Source organism: Sinorhizobium arboris LMG 14919 (assembly GCF_000427465.1).
In the GTDB taxonomy this organism is placed as follows: Bacteria; Pseudomonadota; Alphaproteobacteria; order Rhizobiales; family Rhizobiaceae; genus Sinorhizobium; species Sinorhizobium arboris.
The window spans coordinates 1477689-1496688 of sequence record NZ_ATYB01000008.1; the positions used below are offsets into that span (position 1 = coordinate 1477689).

Annotated in this window: 20 protein-coding genes; 12 read left to right on the top strand and 8 right to left on the bottom strand. The window is 62.8% G+C overall.

The annotated features are described in order from the left end of the window. Positions 1 to 28: 28 nt before the first annotated feature. The 7 genes from SINAR_RS0107520 to SINAR_RS0107550 form a co-directional block, all read right to left on the bottom strand. On the bottom strand, positions 29 to 328 hold the full coding sequence (locus SINAR_RS0107520) for a DUF6074 family protein (RefSeq protein WP_027998528.1): 300 nt from the start codon (positions 326 to 328) through the stop codon (positions 29 to 31). 432 nt (positions 329 to 760) lie between these two features. Beyond that, positions 761 to 1543: an SDR family oxidoreductase gene (locus SINAR_RS0107525; protein ID WP_027998529.1), complete on the bottom strand. Its 783-nt coding sequence runs from the start codon at positions 1541 to 1543 to the stop codon at positions 761 to 763. Next, positions 1540 to 1911, bottom strand: a complete 372-nt coding sequence (locus SINAR_RS0107530; protein ID WP_027998530.1) for a hypothetical protein — start codon at positions 1909 to 1911, stop codon at positions 1540 to 1542. Before SINAR_RS0107530 ends, SINAR_RS0107525 begins: the two co-directional genes overlap by 4 nt. Before the next feature lie 107 nt (positions 1912 to 2018). Further along, positions 2019 to 2441: a low affinity iron permease family protein gene (locus SINAR_RS0107535; protein WP_027998531.1), complete on the bottom strand. Its 423-nt coding sequence runs from the start codon at positions 2439 to 2441 to the stop codon at positions 2019 to 2021. A gap of 190 nt (positions 2442 to 2631) precedes the next feature. Next, on the bottom strand, positions 2632 to 2880 hold the full coding sequence (locus SINAR_RS0107540; protein WP_027998532.1) for a DUF982 domain-containing protein: 249 nt from the start codon (positions 2878 to 2880) through the stop codon (positions 2632 to 2634). Then, on the bottom strand, positions 2858 to 3139 hold the full coding sequence (locus SINAR_RS0107545; RefSeq protein WP_027998533.1) for a DUF982 domain-containing protein: 282 nt from the start codon (positions 3137 to 3139) through the stop codon (positions 2858 to 2860). Before SINAR_RS0107545 ends, SINAR_RS0107540 begins: the two co-directional genes overlap by 23 nt. 171 nt (positions 3140 to 3310) lie before the next feature. Next, entirely contained in the window at positions 3311 to 3562 is a 252-nt protein-coding gene (locus SINAR_RS0107550) for a DUF982 domain-containing protein (protein ID WP_027998534.1), read from the bottom strand. Positions 3563 to 3918: 356 nt separating this feature from the next. Here SINAR_RS0107550 and SINAR_RS0107555 point away from each other — a divergent pair, with 356 nt between their 5' ends. The 4 genes from SINAR_RS0107555 (at position 3919) to SINAR_RS0107570 (ending at position 8929) form a co-directional block, all read left to right on the top strand. Beyond that, the gene (locus SINAR_RS0107555) at positions 3919 to 5016 is read left to right on the top strand and encodes a DUF475 domain-containing protein (protein ID WP_027998535.1); all 1098 of its coding nucleotides are present in this window, start codon (positions 3919 to 3921) and stop codon (positions 5014 to 5016) included. Between the two features lie 206 nt (positions 5017 to 5222). After that, entirely contained in the window at positions 5223 to 5549 is a 327-nt protein-coding gene (locus SINAR_RS0107560) for a hypothetical protein (protein WP_033057044.1), read from the top strand. Positions 5550 to 5867: 318 nt separating this feature from the next. After that, entirely contained in the window at positions 5868 to 7616 is a 1749-nt protein-coding gene (locus tag SINAR_RS0107565; protein ID WP_027998537.1) for a type I secretion system permease/ATPase, read from the top strand. Then, positions 7613 to 8929, top strand: coding sequence for an HlyD family type I secretion periplasmic adaptor subunit (locus tag SINAR_RS0107570; protein WP_027998538.1), 1317 nt, complete (start codon positions 7613 to 7615; stop codon positions 8927 to 8929). Before SINAR_RS0107565 ends, SINAR_RS0107570 begins: the two co-directional genes overlap by 4 nt. A 153-nt stretch (positions 8930 to 9082) precedes the next feature. On the opposite strand, the gene SINAR_RS0107575 is transcribed toward SINAR_RS0107570, so the two are convergent. Continuing rightward, a complete protein-coding gene (locus tag SINAR_RS0107575) occupies positions 9083 to 9856 on the bottom strand; it encodes a GntR family transcriptional regulator (protein ID WP_027998539.1) in 774 nt (257 codons plus the stop codon). 209 nt (positions 9857 to 10065) lie between these two features. On the opposite strand from SINAR_RS0107575, the gene SINAR_RS0107580 reads away from it, so the two are divergent. The 8 genes from SINAR_RS0107580 (at position 10066) to SINAR_RS0107615 (ending at position 18996) form a co-directional block, all read left to right on the top strand. Next, entirely contained in the window at positions 10066 to 11451 is a 1386-nt protein-coding gene (locus tag SINAR_RS0107580) for a family 4 glycosyl hydrolase (protein WP_027998540.1), read from the top strand. After that, positions 11442 to 12377, top strand: coding sequence for a carbohydrate kinase family protein (locus tag SINAR_RS0107585; RefSeq protein WP_027998541.1), 936 nt, complete (start codon positions 11442 to 11444; stop codon positions 12375 to 12377). The genes SINAR_RS0107580 and SINAR_RS0107585 overlap by 10 nt, the downstream gene beginning before the upstream one ends. A gap of 35 nt (positions 12378 to 12412) precedes the next feature. Beyond that, positions 12413 to 13675 carry an ABC transporter substrate-binding protein gene (locus tag SINAR_RS0107590; RefSeq protein WP_027998542.1) on the top strand — a complete coding sequence of 421 codons (1263 nt, stop codon included), beginning with the start codon at positions 12413 to 12415 and terminating at the stop codon, positions 13673 to 13675. A gap of 90 nt (positions 13676 to 13765) precedes the next feature. Continuing rightward, entirely contained in the window at positions 13766 to 14878 is a 1113-nt protein-coding gene (locus tag SINAR_RS0107595) for an ABC transporter ATP-binding protein (RefSeq protein ID WP_027998543.1), read from the top strand. Next, on the top strand, positions 14875 to 15768 hold the full coding sequence (locus SINAR_RS0107600; protein WP_027998544.1) for a carbohydrate ABC transporter permease: 894 nt from the start codon (positions 14875 to 14877) through the stop codon (positions 15766 to 15768). The genes SINAR_RS0107595 and SINAR_RS0107600 overlap by 4 nt, the downstream gene beginning before the upstream one ends. Before the next feature lie 11 nt (positions 15769 to 15779). After that, entirely contained in the window at positions 15780 to 16655 is an 876-nt protein-coding gene (locus SINAR_RS0107605; RefSeq protein ID WP_027998545.1) for a carbohydrate ABC transporter permease, read from the top strand. A gap of 237 nt (positions 16656 to 16892) precedes the next feature. Then, a complete protein-coding gene (locus SINAR_RS0107610; protein ID WP_027998546.1) occupies positions 16893 to 17330 on the top strand; it encodes a hypothetical protein in 438 nt (145 codons plus the stop codon). A gap of 388 nt (positions 17331 to 17718) precedes the next feature. After that, a complete protein-coding gene (locus SINAR_RS0107615; RefSeq protein WP_027998547.1) occupies positions 17719 to 18996 on the top strand; it encodes a DUF763 domain-containing protein in 1278 nt (425 codons plus the stop codon). Positions 18997 to 19000 lie beyond the last annotated feature (4 nt).

The following is a 19000-nucleotide window of genomic DNA, read 5'->3' on the forward strand; positions in this document are numbered from 1 at the left end:
GGGGCGGAAGCTGCTGGAGATCAGACCGTCACGGACGGCTGTCGGAGCGGTTTCGGGCTGCAGGCCGATAGCGTTCGGCGATTGCGATCTGGACTTCGGCCTGGAACGAGAGGACCTCGTTGCGGATCTCTTCCTCGCGAAGGCCCAATGCGGAAAGCTGCTGGGCGAGCCTCCGGCATTCGCTCTTCCAGTAGTGGATGGCAGCAGCCCCGTGTATCCGGTCCAGTTCGCGTGCGCAGCGGTCGACATCGCCCGCGCGCGCTGCCAAGGGAAACGCGACCACTTCGCCGCCCCGGACCATGGTTCGTTCGCCAAACTCAGCTGCCATCGAATCACCTTACGTTCGTCACCAGCCACGTCTATCGGCTAGATGGTTAACGAATCATTCGCCGCGATCGCCTGCCTGTCGCCGGAGGTTGTCGCTTCGGCCCGAGAAAAACCCCGGCGCGAACAACATTGTGCGGTGCCTCGGGAACAATCGGGCCGGGACACGGTTTGGCAGTCGGATCGTGTGGACAAGTTCCCTCTCCGCAAAGCCCCTACGGATCCACACGCTCCTCAACGATAACGAACAAAATATCGGGCTCCGCCGCCCCGGCGGGGCCCTTCCTGTCCGACTGGCTGGATTGTTTCACCGCACCGGTCCAGGATCTGACCCGTCGAAGGCGGACCAGGATTGTCTCGCTTCACCGGCTTGGTCTTGCCGATCGCCTGTGACGGTTTAGGCAGGGCAGCGCCAGCGTCCAAATATCTCCAGGGGCTATCGCAGCAGGCCCTGGCCACCGTCGATCCAGACGGGGCTCCCCGTCACGTGCCGGGCGCGCTCGGACGTCAGGAAACGGATGACCTCCGCCACGTCTTCGCTCCGCCCAGGCTGGCCGTCGTTGATAGGCACCTGCCCCTCCGGCCATTCGACGGGGATTGCCGTCTCGTTTTCGTGGCGCAGCTTGGTGTTGTCGCTGATGTTCGTCTCGATCTCACCGGGGCAAACCGCGTTGACGCGGATGTGGTGCTTGCCGAGCTCCAGCGCCAGTTGCTGGACGATCGCGACCTGTGCCGCCTTCGTGGCGGTATAGGCCGTGGCGCCCGGTGTCGTGAAAGTCCGGGTACCGTTGATCGACGAAACGATCACGATGGCGCCGCTTCCCCGTCGTTTCAGGTGGGGAACGGTCAAGTGCAGGGTGAGGAAAGTGCCGCGCAGATTGACGGCGATCGTCTCGTCCCATTCGAAAGGCTTCAGGTCGTCGATCGGAGCCCAGACCCCGTTGATCCCGGCATTGGCGACGACGATATCGAGTTGCCCGAATCTATCTACAAGGTCCCTGACTGCATTGCGCATCTGGAGCTCGTCGGAGACGTCCGCCTCGAGCGCGATGGCTTGACCTCCCGCCCGTACGATCTCGTCGGCGACTTCCTCCACCTCCGTGCGGGTGCGCCCGAGCGCGCCCACTTTCACTCCGTCTTCGGCGAGCGCAAGCGCGGTGGCTCGGCCAATGCCGGACCCGGCACCGGTGATCAAGGCAACGGGCGATTTCAGCCTCATGGCTTGCCGTTCTTCGCGCGGTCGGTCGGAATGGTGGAAACGGTAACGGATACGGGATCGCTGGCGGGAAACGTGTCCTCTAGACCCTCGTCGAGCTGTCTTTCCATTTCATCCGTGTCCTTCGCGCCGCGTGCGCTGCGGCGGATTTTCGAGCTATCCTGCGACTCCTCGATCGCGTTGCAATCGGCGCTTGCGAGCTCGCGCATGACGGCCTGCGCCTTTTCGACGGCATTGAGCCGGTTGAGGTTTGCGGCCGCGTCGTTGCGCATGGAAACGGAGACGATCTCGCCGCCTTCGCCAACGAATTCGACGGTGAAACCGGCTTTTCCGCCCTGTTCGGGAATAACCTGTGTACCAACGAGATGCATAAGTGCGCCTCCTCGCTCGCGCTGCGGCGCCTTATTGCGCCGCATCGTCTCTGCGGTTGCCCGCGGTTCGTCAGGCAAACGGATGCGGCGTGTTTTGGTTCCGCCGCTTAACTTCCGGGTCGCGGGCGCCGACCCATGACGTTAGAGACCTTCTCTCGAAGCGCGTTATCGTCTTCGTCATGCGCGTGCTGCTGGAGGATCTCGGCGAGGCGCTTCAACTCTTTCTCGTCCAGTTTTTCGATTCCGACATATCGGTTTTCCGCCGAGCTCGTGAGGATGAGCTCGTCGAGCTTCGCCTGAAGCGCCCGGCCGTCCCGATTCTGGGTATTCTGAAGGACGAAGACCATCAGGAAGGTGATGATCGTCGTGCCGGTATTGACGACGAGTTGCCACGTCTGAGAGAAGCCGAAGATCGGTCCTGTGAGGCCCCACAACACGACAGACACAAGGGCCAGAACGAAAACAGCGGGGCGCCCGGAATATTCCGCCACCGCGCTTGAAAACTTGCTGAAACCATTGGCCTTCGGCATTGCGCATCCCACGTTTGTTGATCCGCTGATCAACACGCTGGCGGGCGAAGAGTTCCCTTCAGGCGCCCACCGGGCAGATGGACAGACCTTGCCGCCGTTTCCAATCTCGGTGTTCCCCGGACCGGCTTCATCGCGGGCGCGCGTGCGCGGGTCCTGGCGCGCCATGGCCCCGGCCATGCGAGGCCAGGGTTCAACTCACGACATTGACCTGCGCCTCTTTCGCCGCAGCGACGAAGGCTGCCCGCGCGACATAGGCGGGGGAGTCGCGTTCGAGCACTGCCAGACAGATATCGATTGCCGCCTGGTAAGCCTTGCCGCGATTGACCGGCCACCGCTTGGTCAGCAACTCGACCGCTTGGCGGGTGTTCGACACCATGTGGATCTTCTGATCGTCGGGCATCCGCACCGGGACGCATTCATTCCAGGGGCCGGGGTCCATGACCTTCCTCCTGCAGTGGCACGACCGTCAGGAAGGCCTCCCGCAAAGCGGCAATAAAGGCGGCCCGTGCGTCTTCGGGCTTCTTTCTGCGCCTGAGCGCCGCATCGCAGGCACGTATGGCGCAGCCGTAATAGGCGCCGCCCCGCACCGGCCATTCGCTTCGCAGACAATGCATCGCGTCGAGCGGGCCGACAACCGTGCGGCATCTGCCGTCGAGCATGTTGATATTGACGGGCTTGCTCCAGGGAATCTCGTACATCGCTCCTCCTCGCCCACTCCGAGCCGCCCGGTGCGGCGCCGCATCCGCTCCGAAACTATCCGGTCCAACACGTCTTACCGCATGTGTCCATTAAAAGGGCGAAAACATGCAGGCAGAACAAAGCGCTACAGCGACCTCTTGCGCGCCCGGTAAGACGCCCAACGCTGCAGTCTAATGGCTACGGATCGAAATATGCGCCTCTTCCGCTGCCTTTATGAAGGCCCTGCGGGCCCTTTCGGTTTTAACTTTGCCTTCCAGAGCCTGAAGGCACACGCGCTTGGCTGCCGCCAGCGCCGGTCCGTCCCGGCGCGGCCAGCGCTGCAACAGGCATTCGACGGCCTCGCGCGTGCTTTTCACGTCGTGGTATTTGCCCTCGGCTCCGAGTTCCAATTCGACGCTCTTATCCCACCAGAAACAATGCATGACGCTCAGCCTCGCGGGTTGTTGCCGGTTGGAAATGAAACTGGGGAGAGGGGCTTTTGGTTCCGCCGCGAGCATGCGGCTACCCCTTGACGCAAGGCGCGGCATCGCTAAGTAAGAGGCGTCCCGTTCTTGGACATCGGAATTCGGGATGAACATTGGTGCCGGGCCCCTCTGGCGAGAGTTTACGGCGCTCTCGTGATGTCGGTACCGCCAGCAAATCACGCCGGCGGATATATAGCTACCATGAAAACTGCTCTCATGCCTTACGCATGTGCCAGTACGGCTATGCGTTTTTTTATCTCCGTACATCTCCCCTTTTCTAACGCTTCCACGGTGCGTGGAGGGGAGATTCGCCCATGACCGGAATCAGATCACAGGCAACATCCCTCGGTTACTTCAAATGGGCGTTCATCGTCACGGCCGGCGGACTTCTGCTTGGCGCCTGGCTGGGTTGGCAGTCGACCGGCACCCTCGGCGGAATGATGACGGTGTTCTTCATCTGCACCGTGCTCGCCGTCCTCGAAATCTCGCTGTCCTTCGACAACGCGATCGTCAATGCCAACAAGCTCAAGGATATGACCCCGGTCTGGCAACAGCGCTTCCTGACCTGGGGCATCATCATCGCCGTTTTCGGCATGCGTATCGTCTTTCCGCTGCTGATCGTGGTCATCGCCGCAAGTATCGGTCCGATCGATGCCGTCGTGCTCGCGGCGACCCGGCCGGAGGAATATTCCCGGATCATGCACGAGGCGCATCTGCCGATCGCCGCCTTCGGCGGTACGTTCCTGATGATGGTCGGCCTGACCTATTTCTTCGACCATGAGAAGGACATACACTGGATCGCATGGCTGGAGAGCCGGATGGCCCGCTTTGCGACCATCAAGGGCGTGGAGATCGCCTTCGTGCTTGCGCTCATACTCGGCTTTTCGAAGCTGCTCGAAGCGGAAGAAGCCGTGGTCTTCGTTCATGCCTGCGTCTACGGTCTCCTCACCTTCCTGGCCGTCGAGGTGGTGGGCGGCCTGCTCGACGCCTCGCAGCAGACGATGAGCGCTGCGGCGAAGGGGGGCTTCGGCGCTTTTCTCTATCTGGAAGTGCTCGACGCCAGCTTCTCCTTCGACGGGGTCATCGGCGCCTTCGCCTTGACCCAGAACCTTTTCGTCATCGCCATCGGGTTGGGTATCGGAGCGATGTACGTCCGCTCCATGACGATCATGCTGGTCGAAAAGGGAACGCTCAGTGAATACCGCTATCTGGAGCACGGCGCTTTCTACGCCATCCTGATCCTTTCCGTGGTCATGTATTTCCAAACGCTCTTCCACATTCCCGAGGTTATTACCGGCCTCGGGGGTGCTGGCCTCATCGGCCTTTCGCTCTGGTCTTCCATCCGGCACAACAGGCGGGAGATGGAGCAGGTTGAGGACGATACGCGCGGGCAGAGGCGCGCCGAGGCCTGAACCAGAACAGCGCCTTCGGCCAATCCGGCCGAAGGATCTGTCAGGACATTGAACGACCCGGCGGATGTTTCCGCCGGGTCGTTCCTGTTGTCGTGCTTCGCATTTTCTCCGCGCTGCCGGAAAACTGCCAAAATCCTAGGCAATTGGAGCCGCCCCCTGCCGGCCTCGATCCCTTGCGCTGCCGGTTGAAGAAATGACGCGGAGGAATGCTCTTGAACGCCAGTCCGAACGATCTTGCCCTGCTTGCGGTAATGCGCCGCTATTTTTCGCTGAAGGAGGAGGCGAGCGCCTTGAAGGGGCGGCTCGAGGCCGCCCGCAGGAGTGCTGGCGACGAGATCGACCGCTTCTATGACCCGCGCAGGAATGCGCCGCACGCGGAGGACATCCTGGCATGGCATCGGCTTCGGCGGGAAATGGAAGAACTGATGAGCCTCGCTGCGACGTGGGGGAAGGGCGGCAGCATCGACGGCTGCGCCTGGGCAGCGGCGGCCGAGCCCGCGCCCCCGCCGGAGGCCGGCGCGGCAATGGACTGATGGGCGGCGACCTCCGGAAACCGGCCGCCCGTTCAGCCGGAGTTTGTTCGTGGGTTTGGAAAGCAGAGAAGTTGCCGAGCCGCGAGGCGCCGGTTTCGCAGTGACTGGTGGTCAAGGAGGCAAGATTAGCGTAAATCATGGTATTTCGGGGGAACAACTTCTCCTTGCGATCTTTTCGAAGGATGAGCCTGCACGAGCCAGGCAACGGAACAGAAAGCCGTCGATGCGGATGGCTCCGGTGTTCGACGGCGGAGCAGGAGAGGAGCATCCCTATGCGCTTGCGACCCGATAACGAGATATCAGCCGGTGCCTGAGTTCATGGCTACATCCAAGGGCAGGAATATTGACCCAGCCTCCGCCCTGCGTGATTGCCGGACGGCCTTTATCGGCGTGGGCGTCGCCAGTGCGCTCGTCAACATTCTTTATCTCACCGGTTCGTTCTTCATGCTCGAAATCTACGACCGGATACTGCCGAGCCGCAGCATCCCGTCGCTGATTGCCCTCTCTCTTCTCGCGCTGCTGCTTTATGCCTTTCAGGGAGCCTTCGAACTCATTCGCGGACGGATGATGGTGCGAATCGCCGGCGCCCTCGACGAGAGCCTGAGCGGACGTATCTACCGGGCCATCGTCAAGGCGCCGTTGAAGCTCAGGATGCAGGGAGATGGACTTCAGGCGCTGCGCGACTTCGATCAGGTCCGGTCTTTTCTGTCGGGCGCCGGCCCGGCCGCGCTCTTCGACCTGCCGTGGCTGCCTTTCTACATTCTTATCTGTTTCCTCTTTCACCCGGTCATCGGATTGGTTGCGGTCGTCGGGGGGTTGATCCTGACGTTGCTCACCTATCTCACCAACCGCGGTACGCTGGCGCCTGCGAAGAAAGCATCGGAGGCCGGAGGTCTCCGCAACGCTTTCGCGCAGGCCTCTCAGCGCAATGCCGAGGTGGTGCATGCCATGGGCATGTCCGGGCGGCTGACGGCATTGTGGCAGCACCGCAATGCGGAATTCCGCGAGGAAAACCGGCGCACCTCCGACATCGGCAACGGTTACGGCGCGCTGTCGAAGGTCTTCCGCATGGCGCTGCAATCGGGCGTGCTGGCGGCCGGCGCGGTGCTGGTGATAAGGGGCGAGGCTTCGCCCGGCATCATCATTGCCGGCTCGATCCTCACCGCCCGGGCTCTCGCGCCCGTGGAACTCGCGATCGGAAACTGGCGCGGTCTCGTCGCGGCGCGTCAGAGCTGGCAACGACTCAAGGAGTTGCTGAAGGCACTGCCTGAAGCCGATGAGCCGCTTCAGCTTCCGAGCCCGCGCGAACGCCTCACCGTGGAAGGGCTGGCAAGCGGTCCCCCGGCGGCGCAGCGCCTCATCATCTCGGATGTGAGCTTTTCCGTCCGTGCGGGAAGTGCCGTGGGCGTTATCGGCCCGAGCGCTTCGGGGAAGTCGTCGCTCGCGCGTGCCATCCTCGGCATCTGGCCCGCCTATCGGGGTTCCGTCCGGCTCGACGGCGCGGCGCTCGACCAGTGGGACGTCGACGCCCTCGGCAAGCATATCGGCTACCTGCCGCAGGACGTGGAACTGTTCGCCGGGACGATAGCGCAGAACATCTGCCGCTTTGCCGAAGACGCGACGCCGGAGGCGATTGTCGCGGCCGCCAAGGCGGCCCGCGTCAACGATCTCATCCTTCGCCTTCCGAACGGCTATGACACCGAGATCGGCGACGGCGGCATGACGCTCTCGGCCGGCCAGCGTCAACGCGTGGCCCTGGCGAGAGCCCTCTACGGCGATCCTTTCCTCGTCGTTCTCGACGAGCCTAATTCCAATCTCGATGCAGAGGGCGAGCAGGCGCTCAGTGAAGCGATCATGAGCGTACGCAGCCGCGGGGGCATCGTCGTCGTCGTCGCCCACCGGCCGAGCGCGCTCGCAAGCGCCGATCTGGTGCTGATGATGAGCGACGGGCGCATGCAGGCATTCGGGCCGAAGGAGGAAGTTCTCGGCAAGGTTCTGCGCCCGCAGCAGGTGGAACGGCAAAATTCTCTGAAAGTCGTTGCAGAGGGGCAGGAGGCGAAGCAATGAGCGTCGGCCCGCAGCCGAAATCCGCAGCACGCCGGTCGCTCTCCCGCCACCTGGCTGGTGTCTGCGTCCTTGCACTCGCCCTCGTTGCCGGCGTCGGCGGCTGGGCGGCGACGACGGAACTGTCGAGCGCGATCGTTGCCGGCGGTGTCGTCGTCGTCGATGACAATGTCAAGAAAGTCCAGCACCTGACCGGCGGCATCGTCGGCGAACTTCTCGTCAAGGAAGGCGATCGGGTCGAGGCGGGCCAGGTGCTGATCCGACTCGACGGCACGACGGTCCGGGCCAATCTGGCGATCATCGAAAGCACGCTGGCACAGTTCTATGCCCGCCGCGCCCGGCTGCAGGCCGAGCGGATCGGCGCCGCATCCTTCGAAATCGAAGAGGATCTCGCTGAGTTCGTCCCTGGCACGGCGGCGGCGAAGCTCGTCGAGGGCGAGCAGAGGCTCTTTACGAGCCGCCGCTCGGCGCTTTTGGGCATGAAGGGCCAGCTCGAATCGCGCAAGGCGCAGCTCGCCGACGAGATCGAGGGGCTGACGGTCCAGTTGAACGCGATAGAAGATGCGCTGAACCTGATTGCAGAGGAGCTGACGGGGGTCGACTCGCTTTTCGGGCAGGGGCTCGTGCCGATGCAGCGGCTGACGACGCTGAAGCGCCAGCGGGCCGAGCTGGAGGGCGGGCGCGGCCGGCACATCGCCGCCCGGGCCCAGGCCCGCGGCAAGTCGAGCGAGATCGACCTGCAGATCCTGCAGCTCGACGAGGACCGGCGCACCGAGATCTCCAAGGAGCTGACGGACGTCGAGGCGAAGATCGCCGAATACGAGGAGCGCCGTACGGCCGCGACCGACCAGCTGCGGCGCCTCGACATCACTGCGCCGCTTCCCGGGCGCATCTACCAGCTCGCGGTCCACACGATCAACGGCGTCGTCAATCCGGGGGAAACATTGATGCTCGTCGTGCCGGAGGCCGACGACCTGACCGTCGAGGCGAAGGTAGCGACCCATGACATCGACCAGATCCGAGTCGGCCAACCGGTCGAAATCCGCTTCAGCGCCTTCAATCAGCGCACCACCCCCGAAGTCGAAGCGGAAGTCGTGACCGTCGCTCCGGACCTCGTCACGGACGAGCGCACCGGCGCCAGCTACTATCCGCTGCGCATCCGTCCGAAAGCGGAGAGCCTAGCAAAGCTTAAGGGCCTTTCGCTCTATCCGGGCATGCCGGCCGAGGTGTTCATCAAGATCGCCGACCGGACGGTGATCTCCTATCTGACCAAGCCCCTTACCGACCAGATGCGGCATGCCTTCCGCGAGGATTGAGGCGGGTGCGGCGCGGCAATTAAACTTTTCCTGGAAGTGCGTTCAGGCTGTTGAGATCAGGGATACCCGCCGCGGCTTGTTCGATCTCCTCGTCTCTGTGACAAGCACGGAAATGAGGGAGCGGAGAGATTGCAGTCCGATACGTTTCCCGCTCTAAAAACGCCGGTGCGACTGCGTCAGCGAAAGCGGATAGCGGGTCGGATGATAGGCCGCGGCGCTGATGTTTACGGTACGGTTGTGATTGTCATAGGCGATCTGATCGAGGGTCAGGACGGCTGCGGGCCGCTCGAGTTGGAGCAGCGCCGCTTCGAGCTCGGATGCAAGCCTCGCGCTCAATGTCGACTGCCCTCGCGTCGGGGCGATGCCGTAGCGGTTCTCGAATTCGCCGTAAAGCGACCTGTTCTCGACCGTCCAGTCGATGTCGAGAATGCCGGGCGTGAGCGAGGCTGAGAACCAATCACGCTGCACGACCACCGGCACGTCGTCGAGGAGGCGTAGCCTTTCCAGAAAGATCACTTCGGCGCCGGTCGGCAGTGAAAGCGGTCTTGCGACCTCCGCATCGGCCCGGACAATCTCCGCCCTGAGGAGCCGCATGCCGGGCTTGCGATTGTTCGCATGGGCCGTCTGCGTGAAGCTGCGAACCACTTCCAGTTCGTAAACCGGTGTGGGCTCGGCTACGTAGATACCCTTTCCGGGCCTCGTTTGCAGATAGCCGAGATTTTCGAGTTCCTTGATCGCCTGGCGCACGGTGATGCGACTGACGCCGTAGGTGGCCACGAGCTCCCGCTCAGAGGGAAGCTTGTCGTTTACCGCGAGTTCGCGCCGATCGATCATGCCTCTCAACAGGTTGCGCAGTTGCGCGTAAAGCGCATCCGGATGGTTGCGGTCGATCGGGCTTTCGTCCGGGAGGTTTGCTTCTCTTGCCATGTTCTTTGTTTCAGCCGCCAGTTTCCGGATGTTCTCTGCATTGCACCTGCCCGGACCGAAGACAAGTGCCGAGCGCTTATCGGTCCGCCGGCAGGCGCCGCTCACGTCCCGTGGTCACGGCGGTGGACATCGAAAGCGGTATCCGCATTGAATTGACATAACTGGTTATATCCAGTAGCGATACCACGATGGGAACGGCGGAGTAAAGAATGAAACTGACCTTGATCGGCGGCGGCGGAGTCCGGGCACCCCTTTTTGTCGGTTCGGCGCTCCGGCGAGCGGAAAGAAGCGGCCTGACCGAGATCTGCCTGCAGGATATCAATGAGCGGAAGCTCGAGCTCTTCGGGCGCGTAAGCCAGGAACTGGCCCGGCGCATGCAGTCCCCGGTCCGGATCACTATGGCGGTGGACGCCGAACGCGCCCTCGACGGAGCGAGCTACGTCGTTACCACGGTTCGCCCCGGTAACGAGGATGGGCGCATCAAGGACGAACGCATCGCGCTGGCCCATGGGGTGCTCGGCCAGGAAACGACCGGTCCCGGCGGCTTCGCCATGGCGCTTCGCAGCATTCCGGTCATACTGCAATATGCCGAGATCCTGAAGAAAGTCAGTCCGGATGCCTGGCTGTTCAACTTCACCAATCCGGCGGGGCTCGTAACTCAGGCGCTCCAAGACGCGGGCTATCATCGTACCGTTGGCATCTGCGATGGCGCGAACGGTGCGCAGGAGGCGCTGGCGCGTTGGCACAAGGTGCAGCAAAACGACGTTCGGTGCGAAGTCTATGGCCTCAACCATCTGTCCTTCACCAGGCGTGCGACGATCGGCGGCAAGGAAGTCCTTCAATCTCTGCTCGATGACGATCGCTTTCTTCGCTCCACCTCGCAGCGCATGTTCGATGCGAGCCTCATCAGAAGCCAGCGCAACTGGATCAACGAATATCTCTATTACTACTATTATGCGGAGAAGGCGGTAGAGGCGCTCAATGCCGATGCGCGCACGCGCGGCGAGGAGGTCAAGGACCTGAATGCGGCACTGATCACCCGGCTCGGCGCCATGGATATGGAGGCTGATGCTGATGGGGCGCTCGCGGCCTATTACGCCTACGAACGGCGTCGAAATGCCACCTATATGCATTACGCGCTGGCCGACGCCCCCAGTATGGAAGAGGCCGACCGGCTGGCCGGGAGCCTCGCCGCCGGGGAGGCGGGCGAGGAGGGCGAGGGCTATGCCGGCGTCGCTCTCAATCTGGTAGATGCGCTGCAGACCGGCAAACCCTGCTACAGCGGCCTGAACGTGCGCAACAATGGCGCAATAGAAGGCTTGCTGGACGATGATGTCGTCGAGGTGAGCTGTGTCGCCGACGGGGAAGGCATCCGACCGCTGCAGGTCGGTGCGATGCCGGAAACGCAGGCGCAGCTCGTCCATAATGTGAAGCGCTACGAGCGACTGGCCGTACGGGCCATCAGGCAACGCAGCCGCGATCTTGCGGTACAGGCACTCATGGCCCATCCCCTGGTGCTTTCCTATTCGCGCGCCGTGCCTCTGGTCGATGAATATCTGGCTGCACACGCTGAATTCGCGGGGGAATGGTCGTGAACGACGCCGGCTCTGGTTCCCGTTACGACGTGATGGTGGTCGGAGAGTATTACTTCGACCTGATCTTCCGCGGGCTCCCGGAAATTCCGAAGATCAGCGCCGACCTCTGGGCGGAGGAGTTCGAGTGCGTTCCAGGTGCCGCCTATTCGACGGCGCTGGCGTTGGCGCGCCTGGGAACGAGTGCCGGGTGGTGGTGCCAATTCGGCACTGACATCTTCAGTCGCATGATCGTCGAGCAAGCCCGCAGCGAGAATATCGACGATAGCCTCTTCATCCATCTCGACAGACCGCTGCGCCGCGTGAGTGCAGCCTTTTCCTTCGCGCATGATCGCGGTTTCATCAGCTACGCCGAAGAGCCGGATCCCCTGCCTGCGCCGGAAGATCTGGCGCGGCTCAGGCCGCGCATACTCCTTCTGCAGGGGTTTTCGCTGGACGAAGAGCGGCGGCGCCTGATCGAGGCGGCACGCGAACTCGGGATCACCGTCTGTTCCGACTGCCAGCATGTCGACTACCGGCTGTCTACGCCCGGAATGGAGGAGATGCTGGGACGGATCGACGTCTTTCTGCCGAACGCATTGGAGGCGATGGCCCTGACGGGCGAGGAGGACGTGGAAACTGCGCTGTCGTCGCTCGCCCGCTTCTGTCCGACCGTCGTGATCAAGTGCGGAGCGGATGGAGCGATCGCCTCATCCAAGGGTCGAACGACCCGTGTGCCGGCGCTTGCCGTCGAGGTCTTCGATACCACGGGCGCAGGCGACTGTTTCAATGCCGGCTTCGTTCACGGGCTGCTGACCGAACCCGCCATCGAGGGCGCGATCGAGCTCGGCGTGATCTGCGGCTCGCTGGCAGTGACGGGGTATGGCGGCCGCAACCTGCCTTTCAAAGAGGATCTGACGAAATATCGGCGGCGGGAGGCCGCGATATAGCTTGCGTTCACAAGAGAACAAATGAGGGAACGAACATGAAGCATATGTTGAAAACACTGGCAGGCATGACCGTCATCGCCGCTGCATCGGCCTTCCCCGCAAAAGCGGATACCGTGTCGATGTTCTGTTCGGCGACCGATTACGAACTTTGCGAGAAGGCCGTCCAGAATTGGACGAAAGAAACCGGGCACGAGGTGAAGCTCAACCGGATGCCGCAGAACCTCGACGACGCCATCCCGATCTATCAGCAACTGTTCGCGGCCCAGTCGTCCGACATGGACGTCCTCTATATCGACGTCATCTGGCTCGGTATGTTCAAGGATCATCTCCTCGATCTGACCTCTCTCGTACCCGAGAACGAGGTGACGGCGCATTTCGCCTCTGCCGCCGATGCGGCGCGCCTCGACGGCAAGCTCCTGTCGATGCCCTTCTACATCGACACGGGCCTCATGTTCTATCGCAAGGACCTTCTGGAGAAATACGGCAAGCAGCCGCCGAAGACCTGGGACGAGCTGACGGCGACAGCCAAGGAGATCCAGGACGCGGAGCGCAAGGCCGGCAGCCCGGACATCTGGGGCTATTCCTGGCAGGGCAGGAGCTATGAGGGCCTGACCTGCGATGCCCTGGAGTGGATCGCCTCGGCCGGCGGCGGCACCATTCTTTCCGACGACGGTGAGGTGACGATCAACAATCCGCAGACGGAGGCGGCGCTGACCCGCGCCCGCGGCTGGATCGGTACGATCTCGCCCGAGGGGGTCTTGAATTATGACGAGGAAAACTCGCGCGCCCTCTTCGAGAGCGGTAATGCCGTCTTCCACCGCAACTGGCCCTATGTCTGGGGAACCTCGCAGGCCGAGGGTGGCAAGCTTGTCGGCAAGGTCGGGGTGAGTGCGCTTCCCGTCGGTGCGGAAGGGCAGAAGTCGAGCGGCGCGCTCGGCACGGCCTATCTCGGCGTTTCCAAATATTCCAAGAAGCCGGAGCTTGCCGCTGAGCTGCTGCGCTATATGGTCGGCGCGGAAGACCAGAAGATGCGTGCGATCGAAGGCGGCTACAATCCAACCGTCGAGGCGCTGTACGAGGACGCCGACGTGCTGGCGAAGATCCCGTTCCTCGGCATGGCGAAAACCGCCTTCGAGGAATCGGTAGCACGTCCATCGGCTGCGACAGGCAAGAATTATAACCGTATCTCCCGCACCTTCTACCGGGCCGTTCACGACATCATCTCCGGCAAGGACGATGTCGCGAAGGAACTCGCCGATCTCGAGCGCCGCCTCGAGCGCGACGTGAAGGCGAAATGACGAGAGCGGCGCCCTCGCCCCGGCAGGGGGCGCCTCATCGACCCGGCTGCGTTGGACGCGCTGCCGCGAGAAGGTCTGGAAGGAAACGGAATGGCTTCGGTCTCCCTGAAGAATGTCAGCAAGACCTTCGGCACCTATGACGTGATCCGCTCCATCGATCTCGAGATCGAGGACGGGGAGTTCGTCGTCTTCGTCGGCCCATCCGGTTGCGGAAAGTCGACGCTTCTGCGACTGATCGCCGGTCTCGTGCCGGTTTCCGGCGGCGACGTCTTCATCGGCGGCGAGCAGGTGACGGACGTGCCGGCGTCGAAACGCGGGCTTGCCTTCGTCTTCCAGTCCTACGCGCTCTACCCGCATATGAATGTGGCGCGAAACATCGGCTTTGCGCTGGAAACGGCGCGGCTCGGCAAGGACGAAATCCGGCGCCGTGTCGCCAAGGTCGCGGACATGCTGAAGATCGACCACCTGCTCGAGCGTCGGCCGCGCCAGCTTTCCGGGGGCCAGCGGCAACGTGTGGCGATCGGGCGCGCGCTGGTCGGCCAACCGGAAGTCTTCCTCTTCGACGAGCCGCTTTCCAATCTCGATGCGGACTTGCGCATGGAAATGCGCTTCGAGATCGCCAAGCTGCACGGCGACGTCAAGACGACGATGGTCTATGTCACTCATGACCAGACGGAAGCGATGACGCTCGCCGACCGGATCGTCATTCTCAACCACGGGCAGATCGAGCAGGTGGGGCGGCCGCGCGAGCTATACGACCGCCCGGAAAATCGCTTCGTCGCCGGCTTCCTCGGGAGCCCGAGAATGAATTTTGCCCCGCTCGAGGCGACCGGTCCGGCCGCTCCGATTCTTAGGAGTGCTGGCGGTTTTGCCTATGCGGCCGAACTTGTTGCGGCCGATGGAAGGCCTGCGGAAATCGGCTTGCGGCCGGAGGCTTTGAAGCTTGTCGCTGCCGACACGAAAGGCGCGATCCGCGGGACCTTCGAGCGGATGGAGGACCTCGGCTATGAATATGTCTGCTATGTGCGGCTCACCGAGACTCTGGTCTGGACTGTTCGCTCGACGGGAAGTCCTCCGCGAATCGCCCCCTGTGATCCCGTCGGCCTGAGCTGGCAGCCGGAAAGCCTCTACCTCTTCGGGGAGGACGGCCGGCGCATCGACCACCGTGCGAGCGTTCCGCTGGCCCTTGGAGTCTCGTCATGAACGCCCAACGCCGGATGGAGCGCCAACAGCGCCGCACCGCATGGATCTTCCTGTTTCCGTTGCTGCTGACGCTCGTCGCGGTGGCGATATGGCCGCTCGCCCGCAGCGTTTTCTTCTCCTTCACCGATGCGTATCTCGACGCCCCTTCGGATTACGGGTTCGTGGGCTTCGAGAACTTCGTGACCGTCGCCGAAGATCCGGTGTTCTGGGGTGCGGTCAGGAACACGCTCGTCTTCACACTGGTATCCGTGGCGCTCGAGACGTTTCTCGGACTTGCAATCGCGTTGCTTCTGCACCGCGCCTTCCTCGGCCGTGGCATCGTGCGGGCGGCGATCCTCATCCCCTGGGCGATGCCGATGGTCGTCTCGGCGCGGATCTGGGAATGGATGCTCAACGATCAGTTCGGCCTGATCAACAAGCTTCTCGTCACATTGGGGGTCGTCGAAAAGGGCATCGCCTGGACGGCCGATCCTTCGTTGATCCTTGGGACGGTGATCTTCATCGATGTCTGGGTGACGACGCCGTTCATGGTGCTTCTCATTCTTGCCGGCCTGCAACTGATCCCCGAGGAAATCTACGAGGCAGCGGACGTCTCCGGGGTGCCGCACTGGAAGCGCTTCTGGTCCATAACCTTGCCGCTGGCGACACCGGCGATCGGGGTCGCGATACTCTTTCGTACGCTCGACGCACTTCGCATGTTCGACTTGAGCTACGTGCTGGCGGCCAACAACGAAAACACCATGACGATGTCGATCTATGCGCGCGACCAGCTCATCAGCTTCCAGGACCTCGGCCTCGGAGCCGCAGCTTCCACCTGGGTATTCATGATCATCGGACTGATCGCCATCGTCATCGTCGGGCTGCTGCGCCTCGATCGGGCGACGGATTGAAGGGGGTGCCGATGACCGCGAGCGCAGCCGCCACGAGACGCTATTCGAACGCAACCTACCGGACCTTGCGCCGCCTCAAGACGGCGGGGCTCTATGCGGGTGTCGCGGCCGTCCTCCTCTACATGCTTTTCCCCTATTACTGGGCGATCGTTTCCTCGACCAAGACGGGGCAGGCGCTCTACCAGTTCACCCTCATGCCCGCTCTCGATTTCAGCAACTACCGTCAGCTGTTCAACAATCCGGTATTCATGGGCGCCCTCGTGAACTCCGGCGTGGTCGCCCTGGTCAGTACGGCGATCTCTCTCGTCATCGGCATTCTTGCCGCTTACGCGCTCGGGCGCCTGCATTTCCCGCCGGGCCGAATCGTTCTGATCGCCGTTCTCATGATCTCTGTCTTCCCGCAAGTGGTGGTGCTTTCGGGGATGTTCGAGGTGATCGGATGGCTCGGTCTCTACAACCGGCCCTCGGCGCTGATCGTCTCCTATCTCATTCTTACTTTGCCGTTTACGACATGGATATTGACGAGTTTCATCCGTGATCTGCCCAGGGAACTGGAGGAGGCGGCGCTCGTCGACGGGTGTTCGCGGCTGCGCATCCTCACCCATGTGCTGCTGCCTCTGATGGGGCCTGCCATTGCCAGCACCGGTCTATTGTCGTTCATCCTTGCGTGGAACGAATTCCTCTTTGCTCTCACCTTCATCCTGACCGACGAAAACCGGACGGTTCCCGTCGCGATCGGGCTTCTGACCGGCAGCAGCCGCTATGAATATCCGTTCGGCCAGATCATGGCCGCGTCCGTCACGGTGACACTGCCGCTGCTCGTTCTCGTCCTGATCTTCCAGCGCAGGATCGTGGCGGGGCTGACGTCCGGTGCCGTCAAGGGGTGAGGACGACTGCCGCCGCGTACACCGGCATGTGCCAAAATTGGCATGATCTATTTTCGTGATTGGACTTCGCGACCGGTTGGAGTCAGGCTTATTCGGGCTGCAGCGCGGCGCGTGGTTAGACCCGCGAAGGTCGGTGTAGCACTTCGATTTGCTCCGTGTTCCTGACCCTGGATCGACAGGGCAGCGCGCTGCAAGTGGAAAATGGGGGACCAACTATCGTTAGAGTAGGAGGTCGCAATGAAGCACCAAGCAATCGAGCAGTTACAAGGCGTCGCCGAGGTCAAGCAGGACTTTCCGCGACGGACGTTATCGCGCAAGGAGCGCCTTGAGCGTTGGGCGGAGCTCCTCGAGCGTGATCCTCACAGACGCCTTTCGACGCTGCACGAGACGGAGTATCAGCCGGCGAGAGTCCGCGCGGCCATGCGCGGCGACGGTTCACCGATCTCCGTCGCTTTCGAAGATCCGGTTTTCCGGACCGCCGGGATGGAGAACGACAGTTACGGTGAGGCGAAACGTTTCTTCGAGCTGAGCGACGAGCAATTACATAAGGTCATCTGCTATTGCCATTTCGGCGCGACGGTCAGCGCATCGACCGCCGCCCGCCACATCCGCGCAATGCTTGTCGAGAAACAGCCAGGCCTGTTTGCTCGCTTGCGCCAGATGTTCGTCGGCTAGGGCAGGCGACGTTATATCGGAGGGTCGCGATCGAAGGCGGCCGCCGGAGGAGGCGGGCCGCAATGAGAGGGCTGTTCGCGCTCGCATTGCGGTGCTCCCATCGCCTCCGGCTGGCGGATTGCCTTGCGCGGCGTCCCTCATCCGCCGACGCCGGATGACCGCGCCGGAGCGGGACGGAAAAGTGTGCGCAGTTTTCCGCCCGCATCCCGCGTCTTGACCTGTTGGTGTCGATCGCGTTCCTGGTTTCGGTCGACGATCGAGGGCACGCTTCGCGCGGGACGGCGCCTGTCGGCCGCGCTTTTCGCTTCGTTCTCTAAAATCCTCTATGTTAAGGACTAGACGCGGCGCCGAAACGGCGATTCAGTCGGCGGGCACGAACGGAAACACTATGGCTCAAAGAGCAGGCAATGCGGATCTCCCGCTGCATGGCGGGCGCGTGCCGCGATGGCTCGGCGACCGCATGACGCGCCTCGGCGCGCTGGTCACCGAAGCAGTCGTTCATCATTACGGACGCGACGAGTTTCTAAGGCGGCTTGCCCATCCTTTCTGGTTCCAGTCTTTCGGTGCCGTCATGGGCATGGACTGGCATTCGTCCGGGATCACCACGAGCGTCATCGGTGCGCTGAAACGCGGCCTTGCCCCGCTTGCCGGCGAGTTGGGCATCCATGTCTGCGGCGGCCGGGGGCAGCACTCCCGCAAGACGCCGGGAGAGCTCATGACGATCGGCGATCGCGTCGGTTTCGATGGCGGTGCACTGGCGGAGGCGAGCCGCCTCGTCGCCAAGGTCGACAGCGCTGCCGTCCAGGACGGCTTCGATCTGTATCTGCATGGCTTCATCGTTACGGACGACGCCAGGTGGGTGGTCGTACAACAGGGCATGAACGGCGACCGGCGGCAGGCGCGACGCTATCACTGGCTGTCGGAGGGCCTGACAAGCTTCGTGGACGCGCCGCATAGCGCAATCGAAGGCCGGGGGCAGGGCGAGATCGTCAATCTTGCCGACAGACGCGCCGCTGCCTCGCGGATTGCACAACTCGATCTCCTTCATTCGCTCGGGCCCGACGGGCTCTTGCGCGAAGTCGCCTCGATCGAGTCGCGCACCGCTCCAACGGCGGCGCCGGCACAGCCGCTGCTGCCGCATCTCTTCATGCCCGCGCATCACGACGTTCGCGAAAGCGACGTCAATCTCCGGCGCCTTCACGGCAACTTCGCCGCCGCCGCCGACCGCGGTCCGGAGGATTTCAAGGATCTGCTCCTGGTGCCCGGAGTTGGTGCGCGGACCGTCAAGGCACTGGCGATGGTCGCCGAGGTGGTGCACGGTACGCCATGCAGGTTCTCGGATCCTGCCCGCTTTTCGCTCGCCCATGGCGGCAAGGACCGCCATCCCTTCCCGGTGCCGTTGAAGGTCTATGACGAGACGATCAGGATCATGAAGTCCGCGGTCAGCAAGGGCCGGCTTGGGCGCGAGGAAGAGCTTGCGGCGCTGAAGCGGCTCGATGAGCAGTCGCGCCGGCTGGAGCGCTACGTCACCGGCCCGGACCTCAAGGAGATCGTCGCGGGCGAATTCAGGGATTCCCCACGTCTCGGCGGGCGCAGCATATTCGGCTGGGAGCCGCCCGAGGACGAGGCAGCCATCTCGGAGCCAAGCGACCGCGTGCGGCGCTGAGGCG

What these genes read in the sequence shown, in the direction of transcription:
- SINAR_RS0107520 (WP_027998528.1), bottom strand. Translation starts at nt 328, where the DNA reads ATGGCAGCTGAGTTTGGCGAACGAACCATGGTCCGGGGCGGCGAAGTG.
- SINAR_RS0107525 (WP_027998529.1), bottom strand. Translation starts at nt 1,543, where the DNA reads ATGAGGCTGAAATCGCCCGTTGCCTTGATCACCGGTGCCGGGTCCGGC.
- SINAR_RS0107530 (WP_027998530.1), bottom strand. Translation starts at nt 1,911, where the DNA reads ATGCATCTCGTTGGTACACAGGTTATTCCCGAACAGGGCGGAAAAGCC.
- SINAR_RS0107535 (WP_027998531.1), bottom strand. Translation starts at nt 2,441, where the DNA reads ATGCCGAAGGCCAATGGTTTCAGCAAGTTTTCAAGCGCGGTGGCGGAA.
- SINAR_RS0107540 (WP_027998532.1), bottom strand. Translation starts at nt 2,880, where the DNA reads ATGGACCCCGGCCCCTGGAATGAATGCGTCCCGGTGCGGATGCCCGAC.
- SINAR_RS0107545 (WP_027998533.1), bottom strand. Translation starts at nt 3,139, where the DNA reads ATGTACGAGATTCCCTGGAGCAAGCCCGTCAATATCAACATGCTCGAC.
- SINAR_RS0107550 (WP_027998534.1), bottom strand. Translation starts at nt 3,562, where the DNA reads ATGCATTGTTTCTGGTGGGATAAGAGCGTCGAATTGGAACTCGGAGCC.
- SINAR_RS0107555 (WP_027998535.1), top strand. Translation starts at nt 3,919, where the DNA reads ATGACCGGAATCAGATCACAGGCAACATCCCTCGGTTACTTCAAATGG.
- SINAR_RS0107560 (WP_033057044.1), top strand. Translation starts at nt 5,223, where the DNA reads ATGCTCTTGAACGCCAGTCCGAACGATCTTGCCCTGCTTGCGGTAATG.
- SINAR_RS0107565 (WP_027998537.1), top strand. Translation starts at nt 5,868, where the DNA reads ATGGCTACATCCAAGGGCAGGAATATTGACCCAGCCTCCGCCCTGCGT.
- SINAR_RS0107570 (WP_027998538.1), top strand. Translation starts at nt 7,613, where the DNA reads ATGAGCGTCGGCCCGCAGCCGAAATCCGCAGCACGCCGGTCGCTCTCC.
- SINAR_RS0107575 (WP_027998539.1), bottom strand. Translation starts at nt 9,856, where the DNA reads ATGGCAAGAGAAGCAAACCTCCCGGACGAAAGCCCGATCGACCGCAAC.
- SINAR_RS0107580 (WP_027998540.1), top strand. Translation starts at nt 10,066, where the DNA reads ATGAAACTGACCTTGATCGGCGGCGGCGGAGTCCGGGCACCCCTTTTT.
- SINAR_RS0107585 (WP_027998541.1), top strand. Translation starts at nt 11,442, where the DNA reads ATGGTCGTGAACGACGCCGGCTCTGGTTCCCGTTACGACGTGATGGTG.
- SINAR_RS0107590 (WP_027998542.1), top strand. Translation starts at nt 12,413, where the DNA reads ATGAAGCATATGTTGAAAACACTGGCAGGCATGACCGTCATCGCCGCT.
- SINAR_RS0107595 (WP_027998543.1), top strand. Translation starts at nt 13,766, where the DNA reads ATGGCTTCGGTCTCCCTGAAGAATGTCAGCAAGACCTTCGGCACCTAT.
- SINAR_RS0107600 (WP_027998544.1), top strand. Translation starts at nt 14,875, where the DNA reads ATGAACGCCCAACGCCGGATGGAGCGCCAACAGCGCCGCACCGCATGG.
- SINAR_RS0107605 (WP_027998545.1), top strand. Translation starts at nt 15,780, where the DNA reads ATGACCGCGAGCGCAGCCGCCACGAGACGCTATTCGAACGCAACCTAC.
- SINAR_RS0107610 (WP_027998546.1), top strand. Translation starts at nt 16,893, where the DNA reads ATGAAGCACCAAGCAATCGAGCAGTTACAAGGCGTCGCCGAGGTCAAG.
- SINAR_RS0107615 (WP_027998547.1), top strand. Translation starts at nt 17,719, where the DNA reads ATGGCTCAAAGAGCAGGCAATGCGGATCTCCCGCTGCATGGCGGGCGC.